The sequence below is a fragment of the Nocardia sp. NBC_00881 genome, from assembly GCF_045207455.1.
Taxonomy (GTDB): domain Bacteria; phylum Actinomycetota; class Actinomycetes; order Mycobacteriales; family Mycobacteriaceae; genus Nocardia.
Window position 1 is genome coordinate 7,287,614 of sequence record NZ_CP108798.1, and the last position, 12,424, is coordinate 7,300,037.

At 68.0% G+C, this 12,424-nt stretch carries 5 protein-coding genes; 4 read left to right on the forward strand and 1 reads right to left on the reverse strand.

The genetic code is table 11. The annotated features are described in order from the left end of the window. Nucleotides 1-312 precede the first annotated feature (312 nt). Nucleotides 313-3,771, forward strand: coding sequence for a protein kinase domain-containing protein (locus OH799_RS30915; protein WP_406271448.1), 3,459 nt, complete (start codon nucleotides 313-315; stop codon nucleotides 3,769-3,771). Nucleotides 3,772-3,838: 67 nt separating this feature from the next. Here OH799_RS30915 and OH799_RS30920 read toward each other — a convergent pair whose 3' ends face one another. Next, nucleotides 3,839-4,717 carry a LysR family transcriptional regulator gene (locus OH799_RS30920; protein ID WP_406271451.1) on the reverse strand — a complete coding sequence of 293 codons (879 nt, stop codon included), beginning with the start codon at nucleotides 4,715-4,717 and terminating at the stop codon, nucleotides 3,839-3,841. Nucleotides 4,718-4,796: 79 nt separating this feature from the next. Here OH799_RS30920 and OH799_RS30925 point away from each other — a divergent pair, with 79 nt between their 5' ends. The 3 genes from OH799_RS30925 (at nucleotide 4,797) to OH799_RS30935 (ending at nucleotide 12,404) form a co-directional block, all read left to right on the forward strand. After that, a complete protein-coding gene (locus OH799_RS30925; RefSeq protein ID WP_406271453.1) occupies nucleotides 4,797-5,753 on the forward strand; it encodes an EamA family transporter in 957 nt (318 codons plus the stop codon). Continuing rightward, a complete protein-coding gene (locus tag OH799_RS30930; RefSeq protein WP_406271455.1) occupies nucleotides 5,750-6,382 on the forward strand; it encodes an NAD(P)-dependent oxidoreductase in 633 nt (210 codons plus the stop codon). The genes OH799_RS30925 and OH799_RS30930 overlap by 4 nt, the downstream gene beginning before the upstream one ends. A 487-nt stretch (nucleotides 6,383-6,869) precedes the next feature. Continuing rightward, entirely contained in the window at nucleotides 6,870-12,404 is a 5,535-nt protein-coding gene (locus tag OH799_RS30935; protein WP_406271458.1) for a carboxyl transferase domain-containing protein, read from the forward strand. The last annotated feature ends 20 nt before the right edge of the window (nucleotides 12,405-12,424 follow it).

Consider the following 12,424-nt stretch of genomic DNA (forward strand, 5'->3'; position numbering starts at 1 on the left):
TCGGCCCGGCTTCCCGCCATCGGTGACGGGACTCGCTGGGACTTTTCGCCGCCTATAGTCGCGACGTACCGCAAAGCGCTACCCCTCATCTGCAAGCACCCGCAGCCATGTCCGAAGCGGACCGCGGGTAGCCGCAATCTCACAGCAAACTGAGGTTATCAGCTGGGACCGGGATTAGTATCGAACTGTCGGGCTTTCTCACGTCGAGAGGCGGACATGAACGGCTACGGAAGCGGCCGCCCATCAGGCTGCGGGCGAAATATAACGGTATACAGAATATTTCGTTGAGCCACTGGAATTGATGTGCAGACGGTGGGCAGCCATGACCTCGAGGGGACGCAGCGCGATGTCGGTTCGGGTGTCGCGGCGGAGTTGGCTGCGGCGGGGTTTGATGGTGCGCGGGAGATCGGTCGGGGTGGTTTCGGTGTGGTGTATCGGTGTGTGGAGCACTCGCTTGATCGTGCTGTGGCGGTGAAGGTTCTCGATTCGGAGGTGACCGAGCAGGACCGGGCGCGTTTCCTGCGTGAGCAGCGGGCCCTTGGCCGGTTCTCGGCGCATCCGCATGTCGTGCAGGTGTTGCGGGCTGATGTCACCACGACCGGTAAGCCCTACCTTGTGATGCCGTTTCATGCGCAGGGGTCGTTGCAGTCGCGGGTCCGAGTGAAGGGGCCGTTGCCCTGGCAGGAGGTGTTGTCGGTCGGGGTGAAGATCGCCGGAGCGTTGGCGGCCGCGCACACCCGCGGCATCGTGCATCGTGATGTCAATCCCGCCAATATCTTGATGACCGACTACGGTGAGCCGCAGCTGGCCGATTTCGGTATCGCGCGTGTCGGTGGTGGGTTCCAGACCGCTGCCGGGTTGGTGGCGGGGACTCCGGCGTTCACGGCTCCTGAGGTGCTTCGGGGTGGGGAGCCGACGGTGGCCGCGGATATCTACAGTCTGGGCGCGACGCTGTTCTGTTTGCTGACCGGTCACGCGGCTTTCGAACGGCGGCGGGGTGAGTCGGTGGTCGCGCAGTTTGTGCGGGTCACCACCGAGCCGGTTCCGGATCTGCGGCGAGGTGGGGTGCCCGCGCTGTTGTGTGTCGCTGTCGAATCGGCGATGGCCGGTGATCCCGCGCAGCGGCCCGCGACCGCGCGTGAGTTCGGTGATCGACTCCGGAATATCGAGTTCTCGAGCGGTGTGGCAGTGAACTCGATGGTGCTTGCGGCCAGCGATGTGACCGGCGGGTGCGAGATCGGTGTCGAACCGGCTCCCACACCAGCGCCGCCGTTGTCTGTGCAGACGGCGCTGGTGACACCGTCGACCCGTTATCGGCCGCCGGAGCCGTCGCGTCAGCCGGTCGCGCGGCGACGGTTGCTCGACATCTTGCGGCGAGGCCGGTCCCAGCGGCTGGTGCTGATCCACGGGCCGGCCGGGTTCGGGAAGAGCACGCTGGCCGCGCAGTGGATCGATTCTCTCGCCTGCGACGGTGTCCGCGTCGCCTGGCTCAGCGTGGACCTCGACGACAACAACGTGGTGTGGTTCCTTTCTCATGTCATCGAGGCGATTCGCCGCGCGCACCCTGCGGTGGCGACCGATCTGGCGCAAATCCTCGAGGAACGCTCCAGCGATGCGGCGCAGCACGTGATGGCCACCCTGATCGATGAGATTCACCACCGTGGCGAGGCGGTGGCCTTGGTGGTCGATGACTGGCATCGGGTGAGCAGCCCGGTCACCGTGGCGGCGATGGAGTTCCTGCTTGATCGAGGCTGCCATCACCTGCAGATGATCGTCACCAGTCGTAGTCGCAAAGGGTTGCCGTTGAGTCGGATGCTGGTTCGTGATGAGCTCGTGGAGATCGATGCGGCCGGTCTGCGGTTCGATGATGTCGAGACCGCCGCGTTCGTCGCGGGGGTCAACGACTTGTCGCTGGCGGCCGAGGAGATCGCGCACTTGCGCGCATCGACCGAGGGTTGGGCGGCTGCGGTGCAGCTGGCGTCGTTGTCGCTGCGCGGACGTGAGGATCCGGGCGCATATCTCAGTCAGATTTCTGGACGGCATTACGCTATCGGCGAGTATCTGATGGAGAACGTGATCGATACTCTCGAGCCGGGCATGCTCGAGTTCGTGATGCGGACCTCGGTTCCCGAGCGGATCTGCGGGGGGCTCGCCGAAGCGCTGGCCGGCGTGACCGGCGGGCAGGTACTGCTGGAGGAGGTTCGCGCGCGGGATCTGTTCCTGCGCGCTCTCGACGACGAACTGCGGTGGTTTCGTTATCACGCGTTGTTCGCCGACTTCCTGCGCCGCCGACTGATCCAGCAGTATCCCGGTCTGCTCGAGGAATTGCATTCCACGGCGTGCGAGTGGTTCGCCGACCACGCAATGGTCACCGAGGCCGTCGATCACGCGCTGGCGGCCAACGCTCCCGACCGTGCCATGGAACTGGTGGACGCGCACGCCGAGGCGCTGTTGGAGGACTCGCGGATGGCGACCCTACTCGGTCTGGTGGCCAAGCTGCCCGACTCGCTGACGGCACAGAACCCGAAGCTGCAGGTGAAGATCGCCTGGGCGAACATCGCCCTGCAGCGCTTGGACGTCGCGACCACCGTGCTCGACCGCGCGGATGCGGCACTAGCGGAGGCGCCGGCCGACGATGACCAGAGCAACGAGACCCGCATCGAATCGGCGCTGGCCCGCACCTGCGCGGCTTTGGTCGTAGACCAACCCGTGAGGGTGCCGGAGTCGGTGCTGGTGCGAGCCCGCGAGCCGCTTCGACCGTATATGGCGCAGGCAGTCGCAATGATGGCGATGGGGACTGCGCTACATCGCTTCGAGTTCGATGAGGTGTACCGCTGGCATCGCTGGTTCGAACCGTACCGAAATCGTGGTCGTGGCCCCTTTGCCGTCATGTACTGCGACTGCATCGCCGGGGTAGCCGCCAGCGAGCAACTCGGCCTTGCGTCGGCGGAATCCTATTTCCGGACCGCGCTGAGCCTGGCCCTGCAGACCGGCCGGCAGTCGTACTCCACCCGGCTGGCCAGTGCACTACTCGGCGAATTGCTGTATGAGAAGGGGCAATTCATCGAGGCCGAGGAGTTGTTGGATATCGGGTTGGCCGTCGAGGGCGGCGGGGTGGAGTTCCTGCTGGCGGCCTATGGGACCGGTGCCCGTCTCGCCGGAGTGCGTGGCGATCTCGACACCGCACGGCAACGGCTGGACGAGGGCGCCGCGATCGCGGCGATAGCGCCGATTCCGCGGCTCGCCGCCCGGATGGTGAACGAGCGCATCCGTCTGGGGCTGCCGATCGCCGATACCGATCGTCGAGACCTCGAGCAGCTCGCCCCATACACCAGGCAGCCGAATGCGGCATCGGCGATCACCGCCGAACTCGCCCACGACTCGGCGATCCGGCTGCTGCTGGCCGAACGCACCAGTGTGGCAGCCGAGCTGGCCTGCCGTCGCGCCGAGCAGCTGGTGCGCGAGATCGCCGGGCAGAACCGGCCGCGCGCGCTGCTGCACGCCGAGCTGCTGCGCGGGTGCTGCCTGTCGGCGACAGGGCACACCCGGCGTGCGGCCGAGCTCCTGGCCCCGGTCCTGAGCCGGTGCGCCGAGCAGAGGCTGCTGCGGGTTGTCGTCGACACCGGCCACCAGCTGCAGCCTGTTATCGAAACTTGTTACAACACGACGAAATCGGATACTCCGCTCCGGCATTTCCTGCGGCAGATAATGGCAGAGTTCGAGCAGGTGCCGCTGAGCTGCGGACAGGCCGAGAACGAACCATCGCAGTAAACGAACCATCGCAGTAGTCGCCGAACGAGTGAGTCCCTCGAACTCGGCGGCACAATGGCCATCGCAATCAAGCGGTGGGGATGTCGAGAACGGCGAGGAAGGCGGTCGCCGCCGGCGTGCGGCTGAAGCGGCTCCAGATGACGTACTCGACGCGGGTAGGCGCGTCGGCGACCTCGATGGTGACTACGCCGGCGAGCTGAGGCACGTAGGCGGAGGGGAGCATGGCGACGCCGAGGCCCTGCCCGACCAGTCGAGCCATCATCGAGTCTGCCGTGGTCACTTCGAACGCGACGCTACGGTCGAGACCAGCGGCTGAGAAGGCTTGGTCGGATTGGGCACGTCCGGCCGTCCCAGCCGGAAGGTCCACGAATACCTCGGAAGAAAGCCTGCGCAGGTCGACCGCCGGTTCGTGGGCTAGTGGATGGTCTGGCGCGACCACAGCGACGAGTCGGTCACGGGCGAGTTCGTGGGCCGCGACACCCTGGGGTCGCGCGGTGGTCGGCAGCCCGAGGAAAGCCACGTCGACGGCTCCTTTCTCGACCTGCTCGACGAGGTCTTCGCTCGCGCCCACACGCAGACTGATGCGCACGTGCGGGTACTGCTGGCGGAAGTCCCGCAGCGCGCCTGGGATATCGACCGCGGCGACAGTAGGGATCAGGCCCACGGCCAGCCGTCCGCGTACCTCTCCGACAGCCGCGGCGACCTCGGCGGCCGCGCGCTCGGCGGCGTCCAAACACTGGCGGGCGGCCGGGAGGAACGCTGCACCGGCCGGCGTCAGCCGCACCCGGCGGCTGGTGCGTTCGAAAAGTCGCGCGCCGAGTTCCCGTTCCAGGCGCGCGATTTGGTGACTGAGGGCGGACTGGACAACCAGACATCGTTCGGCGGCCCGGGTGAAGCTGTTCGTCTCGGCGACGGCGACGACGTAGCGCATCTGCTGAAGCTCCATCGATCAATCTTGTATCGAGATTGATGGTGTGACAAACATGTGTTGGACTCATTGATCGCTGTCGGGTGAGACTGCAAGCGTGAAAAGTCCAGTAGCACAGAGAGTTCCCGTCGGAACCGGCAGCGGTTCTCCCCGTGGAAATCTGCCTGGCGCCGCCCTGACCGCCCTCGCTCCCTTGGCGTGGGGCACGACCTATGTCGTCACCACCGAGCTTCTCCCGCTGGGGCACCCACTGTTCGCGGGACTCATGCGTGCGCTGCCCGCAGGCCTGATCGCGCTGGCGATCACCCGGACCTTGCCGCGTGGAACGTGGTGGGGGAAAGCCGCGGCGCTCGGCGTGCTGAATATCGGCCTGTTCTTTCCCCTGCTGTTCACCACGGCCGAGCGCCTCCCCGGGGGCGTAGCCGCCACCCTGGCGGCGGCCCAGCCGCTCATCGTCGCCGGTCTGGCCGTGACCGTCCTGCACGAGCGCCCCTCCGCCTGGCGTCTCGCGTGGGGAACGACCGGCATGGTCGGGGTCGGCTTGGTGGTGATCGGGCCGAACGCGGCACTCGACATCGGCGGGATCGCGGCAGGCCTTGCCTGCGCGGCCACGATGGCACTCGGCGTGACCCTCACCAAACGCTGGGGACGTCCCGCCGACGTCAGTCCCACCGCTTTCGCCGGCTGGCAACTCACCGCAGGAGGTCTGTTCCTGGTGCCTGTCACTTTTCTTGTCGAGGGACTACCTCCCGCGATCGACCTGACCGCCGCCCTCGGCTACCTCTGGCTCGGTCTGGTTGGCGGCCTGATCGCCTACATCCTGTGGTTGCGCGGCATTACCACCTTGCCCGTCAACTCTGTCGCGATTCTCGCTCTGCTCTCGCCGCTGGTCGCCGCCGTTCTCGGCGCCATCCTGCTCGGCCAGACACTCGGCCCGATCCAACTCGTGGGGTTCGGGCTCTCACTCGCCGCGATCGTCGCGGGACAGCTTCCCTCGTCCACCCGCTCACCCGGGTCTGTCTCAACACCCACACCGAAAGGGACACCTCGATGAAGATCGCCGTCGTCGGAGCCACCGGCATGGTCGGCTCGCGCGTCGTCAAGGAAGCCGCACGCCGGGGCCATGACCTCATCGCGGTATTCCGGAAAGAGCGGCCTGCCGCCCTGCCACCCGGAGTGACCGGCGTCGAGGGCGACGCGAACGACCCCGACCACATGAGCAGACTGTTCAGCGGCACCGACGCGATCGTGGCCGCGACCCGACCTGCCCCCGGGCGCGAATACGCTGTCGCCACGACCACGACAGCGCTGCTCGACGCCGCCGCAACAGCTCGGACGCGCATCCTCATCGTCGGCGGCGCCGCCCCTTTGCAGATCCCGGGACGCCTCGACCGGCTCGTTATCGACAGCCCGGAGTACGTGCCGGAAGCAATCCGCACCATCGCTGCTGCCAGCGTCGCGCAATGGGAATCATGCCGGGCACACCCTGCCAACTGGGTCTATCTCAGCCCACCCGCCATCCTCGAACCCGGACGTCGCACCGGAAAATACCGACGCGGCACCACCACACTCATCACCAGCGCCGATGGCTCGTCCCGAATCTCCGTCGAAGACCTTGCCGCGGCCGTCCTGGACGAGCTCGAGAACCCACGCGAAACCAAACACTTCACCGTCGGTTACTAGGCCCGCATCGGATGCGACCTCCGGGCCTCCAACGGGATCGTGCGCACGCCCCGAAGGTACGGGGCTGATCATCGTGAAGTCGGTGGCCGGCCGGCTGTCCGCGTCGACCCGGCGCCAGATCGTAGCCAAGAAACGGCGAAGGTCAGGTGTTTGTTGTATGCGGTTGAACTGTAGTCGGTTCCGGACTTTTGGTGTAGTTAGCTGAGAGACGGTGAGTTGACGCGACAGCTCGCTCGTCGGTCTGCGATTCTTCCCATGGAGATGTTGCGGCGCGCGCGGAATCGCTGTGGAACGGCAAGGCGGGAGTGCGGGTCCAGCCTGCGGGTTGTGGGCAGTTCTGTAACGCATTACGCGGCAGGTGGTACCACTGTTGGTGAGCGCATCCCATGACCTCATGACAAGCTTCTCCAGACAATTCGCTGCGGGCGCGTTGGATGTGTCGCGTCGGTCGACCGGGCTGGTGCATAAACATAGGAAGGGCTGTCGAGTGTTCAGACGTATCGTGATCGTCAACCGTGGTGAGGCCGCGATGAGGCTGATTCATGCTGTCCGGGACCTGGCCGCGGAGACCGCGACACCGATCGAAACCGTCGCCCTGCACACCGACGTCGACTGCACTGCCACGTTCGTGCGAGAGGCCGACATCGCCTACGACCTCGGTCCCGCGTCCGAGCGCCCGTACCTCGACCTGAAGGCGCTGGAGCTCGCGCTGGTGGAGACCGGGGCCGACGCCGCGTGGGTCGGGTGGGGCTTCGTGGCGGAGGACCCGGCATTCGCGGAGCTGTGCGAGAGGGTCGGCGTCACCTTTGTCGGACCGAGCGCGGAGGCCATGCGCATGCTCGGTGACAAGATCGGTGCGAAACTGATCGCCGAGGAAGTCGGTGTGCCGGTCGCGCCGTGGAGCCGCGGTGCGGTCGAGACCTTGGAGGCCGCACTGGCGGCGGCGGCCGAGATCGGCTACCCGCTGATGTTGAAGGCGACCGCGGGCGGCGGCGGACGCGGCATCCGCGTGGTCACGAACGAGGCCGAGCTCGCCGACGCCTACGAGCGCACCAGCCAGGAGGCCGCGCGCGCATTCGGCAGCGGCGTCGTGTTCCTGGAGCGGCTGATCACCGGTGCCCGGCACGTGGAGGTCCAGGTGATCGCTGACGGCGAGGGCACCGCGTGGGCGCTCGGCGTCCGCGACTGCTCGGTGCAGCGGCGGAACCAGAAGGTCATCGAGGAGTCGGCGTCGCCGGTGCTCAGCCCGGTGCAGACGGCCGAGCTCAAGGCGTCGGCCGAACGGCTGGCCGTCGCGGTCGGTTACCGGGGCGCGGCGACCGTCGAGTTCCTCTACCATCCCGGCGACAAGCAGTTCGCGTTCCTCGAGGTCAATACCCGCCTGCAGGTCGAGCATCCGATCACCGAGTCCACAACCGGGTTCGACCTGGTCAGGGCGCAGCTGTGGGTGGCATCCGGTGGCAGGCTCGAAGGTGAGCCGCCGGTGGAGCGCGGGCACGCCATCGAAGCCCGGCTGAACGCCGAAGACCCCGACCGCGACTTCGCGCCCTCCCCGGGCCGCATCGCGCGCCTCGACCTGCCCACCGGGCCGGGCATCCGCGTGGACACCGGCGTCAGCGAGGGCGACACCATCCCCGCCGACTTCGATTCGATGATCGCGAAGATCATCGCCTACGGCCGCGACCGCGACGAGGCGCTCGGCAGGCTGCGCCGGGCGATGTCGGAAACCACGGTGATCATCGAAGGTGGCGCGACGAACAAGAGCTTCGTGCTCGATCTGCTCGATCAGCCGGAGGTGATCGACGCCAGCGCGGACACCGGCTGGATCGACCGCGCCCGCGGCGAGGGCAGGCTGGTCTCGCATCAGCACTCCGCCGTCGCGCTGGCAGCCGCCGCCATCGAGGCGTACGAGGAGGAGGAACGCGTCGAGCGGCATCGGCTGCTGTCGACGGCGTTCGGCGGCCGCCCACAGGTGCAGCACGAGAGTGGACGGCCGCTGGATCTGAAGCTGCGTGGCGTCGGCTACCGCGTGCGCGTCGCGCGGGTCGGCGCGCATCGGTTCCGCGTCGGCATCGAATCGGGTGGCCCAGTTCGCGCGGTCAGGCCCGGAGGGGGTAGCGCAGCGTCACCACCGCAGGGCCCCGCGCAGACTGCGTCGGATCACATCCGTGCCGCCGACGTCGAGCTCGAGCGCTTCGACCGGCACACCGGGCGGATCGTCGTCAACGGCACCCGATACCGCCTGCTCACCGGCACGCACGGGCCGATCCACCTGGTCGAGGTGGACGGCGTGACGCACCGGGTCAGCCGAGACGAGGGCGGCGTCGTCCGCTCGCCCGCGCCCGCGCTGGTGGTCGCCACGCCGCTGGAGGTCGGCGCCGAGGTCGAGGCGGGTGCGCCGGTGCTTGTGCTGGAGAGCATGAAGATGGAGACGGTGCTGCGGGCGCCGTTCAAGGCGCGGCTGAAGGAATGTGTCGTGTCTGTGGGCAGCAAGGTGGAGACCGGTGCGCCGCTGCTGCGGCTGGAGCCGCTCGCCGACGACGACACCGAAGCCGAGGACACTTCGGCCGCGGGATCCGTCGAGCTGGACCTGCCCGACGCGTCCGGGCAGATCACGGCGCGGGAGCGTGCCTCGCGCGGTCAGGAGGACTTGCGCAGCCTGCTGCTGGGCTTCGATGTCGACCCGCACGACGAACGCAGGGTGCTCGACGACTACCTGGTCGCGCGCCGGGCGGTGATGGCGGACGGCCGCCGGCCGCTGGCCGAGGAGCTCGAGCTCCTCGACGTGTTCGCCGACCTCGCCGAGCTGAGCCGCAATCGGCCCGCGGGCGAGGATGTCGGCGGCCACCTGCACAGCGCCCGCGAGTACTTCCACACCTACCTGCAGAGCCTCGACGTCGAGCGGGCTCGGCTGCCGGAGTCGTTTCAGGCCAAGCTCGCCACGGCGCTCGGGCACTACGGTGTCACCGAGCTGGAGCGTTCCCCCGAGCTCGAAGCCGCGGTGTTCCGGATCTTCCTCGCTCTGCAACGCGGGCCCGCCACCGCCGCGGTGGTCGCGACGTTGTTGCGCGCGTGGCTGTGGGAACCGATGCCCGACGAGACGCTCCGTGAGCCTGCCGGCCTCGCGCTGGAGCGGCTGGTGGCCGCAACACAGGTCCGTTATCCCGTGGTTTCCGACCTCGCGCGCGGCGTGGTGTTCGCCTGGTTCGGCCAGCCACTGCTGCGCCGCAACCGCGCCCGCGTCTATGCCGATGTCCGCAAGCATCTGCGCCACCTGGATGCGTACCCGGACTCGCCGGACCGCGCCGAGCGCATCGCCGAGATGGTGCGCAGCACCGAGCCGTTGGTGCGGCTGCTCGGTCAGCGGCTTATCCACCACCACCTGGACAACGCGGTCATGTTGGAAGTGCTGACCAGGCGGTACTACGGCAACAAGGGGCTCACCGGCGTCCGCACCGCCGGGGTCGGGGGCTGCACGTTCGTGGTCGCCGAGCGTGTCGGCTCGCGGGTGGTCTCCTGTGCGGTGAGCTTCGAAGCGCTCGGCAGCGCGCTGCGCGGGCTCGCGGAGCTGGCGAGCGGCGGGAACGCCATCGACGCCGATATCTATCTCGCCTGGGAGAAGCAGCCGGAGGACTCCGACGTGATGGCGGCTGCGCTGCAGGAGGTCGTCAGGACGCACCCGCTGCCGAACCAGGTCCGTAGGCTGACCACCACTGTCGCGGGCCGCGGTGCCGCGGTGATACACCACCACTTCACCTTCCGTCCCTCGACCACGGGGATGAATGAGGAGCGTCTGATCCGCGGCCTGCACCCGTACATCGCGCAGCGGATGCAGCTGGAGCGGCTGAGCAAGTTCGACCTCACCCGGTTGCCGTCGTTGGACGAGGAGGTCTATCTTTTCCGGTGCGTGGCGCGGGAGAACCCGTCGGACGACCGCCTCGTCGCGTTCGCGCAGGTGCGTGACCTGACCGGGCTGCGCGAGCACACGGGCCGGCTTATCGCGCTGCCGACGGCCGAGAACACCATCGCCACCTGCATCGACTCGATCCGCCGCGCGCAGTCGCGGCGACCGTCGAAGACTCGCTTCAACACCAACCGGATCGTGGTCTACATCTGGCCGCCGAGCGACCTCACCCGCGCCGAGCTGGAGATGATCGCCGGGCGAGTGCTGCCGACGACCGCGGGCGCAGGGCTGGAGGAAATCCTGTTCATCGCGCGCCGGCGCGACCGGAAGACCGGCGAGCTGACAAAGCTCACCGTGCGCATCTCCTTCGACGCGACCGGCGGCACCGAGCTGACCGTCGGCGAACCGTCGGCCGAGCCGGTCGAGCCGGTCGACGACTACCGACAGAAGGTGCTGCGCGCGAGCAGCCGCAACACCGTGTACCCGTACGAATTGACCGGCTTACTCGGCGATTTCCTTGAGCACGATCTCGACGCCGACCACGCGCTGGTGCCGGTTGACCGGCCGAAGGGGCGCAACACCGCGGCGATCGTCGCGGGTGTGATCACCACGCCGACCCGGCGGCACCCGCAGGGCGTCACCAGGGTCGTATTGCTCGGCGACCCGACGAAGTCGCTCGGCGCACTGTCGGAACCGGAGTGCCGCCGTGTGATCGCGGCGCTGGACCTGGCCGACCGGATGCGGGTGCCGCTGGAGTGGTACGCGCTGTCCGCCGGCGCCCGGATCTCCATGGAGTCGGGCACGGAGAACATGGATTGGGTGGCTGCCGCGCTCAAGCGGATTGTCGAGTTCACCCAGGGCGGCGGCGAGATCAACATCGTGGTCGCGGGCATCAACGTCGGCGCGCAGCCTTACTGGAATGCCGAGGCGACGATGCTCATGCACACCAAGGGCATCCTGGTGATGACGCCGGACTCGGCGATGGTGCTCACAGGCAAGGAGTCGCTCGACTTCTCCGGTGGCGTGTCGGCCGAGGACAACCTCGGCATCGGCGGCTACGACCGGGTGATGGGCCCGAACGGGCAGGCGCAGTACTGGGCGCCGAACCTGACCGCCGCGCGGGATGTGCTGATGTCGTACTACGACCACACGTACGTCGCACCAGGGGAGGAGACGCCGCGGCGGGCGAAGACGACCGACCCCGTCGACCGCGACATCTCCGACTTCCCGCATGCCGTGGTGGGCAGCGACTTCACCACTGTCGGCGACATCTTCTCCGCTCAGGCGAACCCGGACCGTAAGAAGCCGTTCGACATCCGGACCGTGATGCGGGCGCTCTCCGACCAGGACCACCCGGTGCTGGAACGCTGGGCGGGCATGGGCGATGCGGAGACCGCAGTGGTGCAGGATGTGCATCTCGGTGGCATGCCGGTATGCCTGCTCGGCATCGAGTCACAGTCGGTGCCGCGTCGCGGTTTTCCGCCCACCGACGGCCCGGACACCTACACCGCCGGCACGCTGTTCCCGCGGTCATCGAAGAAGGCGGCGCGGGCGATCAACGCGGCGAGCGGGAACCGGCCGCTAGTGGTGCTGGCGAACCTGTCCGGGTTCGACGGCTCCCCGGAGTCGATGCGGAACTTGCAGCTGGAATACGGCGCCGAGATCGGCCGCGCGATCGTGAACTTCCGCGGGCCGATCGTGTTCTGCGTGATCTCGCGGTATCACGGCGGCGCGTTCGTGGTCTTCTCGAAGGCGCTGAACCCGAACATGACCGTGCTCGCGTTGGAAGGCTCGTTCGCCTCGGTGCTCGGCGGTGCTCCCGCCGCGGCGGTGGTGTTCTCCGGCGACGTCAACGCCCGCACCGCGGCCGATCCGCGCGTGCGGGACCTGGAGGCCCGTGCCGCAATCGCCTCTGGCGCCGACCGCGGCGCGTTGACCGCGGAACTCGACGAGCTCCGCGCGTCGGTCCGCGCAGAGAAGCTCGGCGAGGTGGCCACGGAGTTCGACCGCGTGCACAACATCCAGCGCGCCGTCGAGGTCGGCTCTGTCGACGCTGTCATCCGTGCCGCCGAACTCCGCCCCCGCATCATCGAGGCCATCGAGGTCCGTCTGCGTTAGCCCCGGAACCCACCCGACGC

Excerpts from the sequence above, each read along its gene's own strand:
- OH799_RS30920 (WP_406271451.1), bottom strand. The coding sequence starts at position 4,717 with ATGGAGCTTCAGCAGATGCGCTACGTCGTCGCCGTCGCCGAGACGAAC.
- OH799_RS30930 (WP_406271455.1), top strand. The coding sequence starts at position 5,750 with ATGAAGATCGCCGTCGTCGGAGCCACCGGCATGGTCGGCTCGCGCGTC.